This window comes from uncultured Campylobacter sp., from assembly GCF_937949835.1.
Lineage (GTDB): Bacteria > Campylobacterota > Campylobacteria > Campylobacterales > Campylobacteraceae > Campylobacter_B.
Window position 1 is genome coordinate 1 of sequence record NZ_CALEDC010000488.1, and the last position, 1,034, is coordinate 1,034.

Annotated in this window: 2 protein-coding genes; both read right to left on the reverse strand. The window is 49.8% G+C overall.

Going from position 1 to position 1,034, the window contains the following annotated elements; genetic code table 11:
• Positions 1-317 (reverse strand): transcription antitermination protein NusB (locus tag Q0256_RS10810; RefSeq protein ID WP_297962975.1); only part of this gene is annotated, 317 nt, incomplete at its 3' end.
• A gap of 14 nt (positions 318-331) precedes the next feature.
• Positions 332-1,034, reverse strand: a 703-nt coding sequence (locus Q0256_RS10815) for a hypothetical protein (protein WP_297962978.1), incomplete at its 5' end; no start/stop codon positions are given.

Below are 1,034 nucleotides of genomic sequence, written 5' to 3' on the forward strand. Positions count from 1 at the left end.
ATTACGATGGGCGGAGGGGTATCTTTTTGATATATAAGAGAATAGACACTCAATCTTAAAATCGCCTTATCTACAGAATTAAGCCGATCTATAACCCAGTTATCCAGATTTTCCTGAATTACCTTATCTATTTCGGTTATATTTTCGATTGTACCCAAGACCATCATTTTAGGAAAGAGATAGCTATTGGGATCCTTTATAGAGTCTTCATTTTGCCAAGAGAAATTCAATAAATCGTCAAGGACGGCTCCTCCAACATCCCAAGCAACAAGGGCTTGAAAAGCGAGAATCCGTCCTCTGCGTCTGCCTACACTCATTTAAAATCTATCGATTACCACTTAAGAAGTTTATCAAGCTCCGCATCCGTTTTTAAAATTTCATCCGCTGCCATTTGAGCCGCGCCGTCTGCGTCAAATTTAACCCGCTCAAAGGCAAATCCGACGGCCTCCAGCCAATAGCCGATATATTCAAGCAGGTCGCACGGGCGATCGAAAAAATCCTCCGCAAGCGCGAACTCGCAGGCAAATTTTACGTTTCGCGGATCGCGGGTTTGCAGCAGGCAGCTAAAAATTTTTTGCTTATCATCTTTGCTCGTCTGCAGATCCGCAAGCCTCTCGCGCCAGATTTGCGAGCTCTCGTAACTAAGCCCGCGCCACGGATACTCCGCGTAATACGCGCTCTCGTTCGGCTGCAATTTAAAAAGCTTGCCCAGATACGGGTGCAAAAGCGGCGCGAACTCGAGACTTGCCGCTGCGATGACCTCTTCGGCGTTTTTCCAGCGTGCGCTTTTTTCATCTCTGCTGCGTTGCCATGCGCTTTTGCCTGTGCATTCGTCCGAGCGCGCATCCTCCCCCATCTGTGCCGCGCTTTTGCTCTGCTGCGTTTCGCGCCCCTGCGCCGCCTCCTCGCGTAAAATTTCAACCGCCGTAGCGATCAAAGCTTTAAAATCCTCCTCGCCCACGTAGCCCATAGCGTCCTTTAGCAGCGTGCCGCCCTCTTGCCGCCCGCGCAGCAGGCTATCCGCTAGCGTAAAA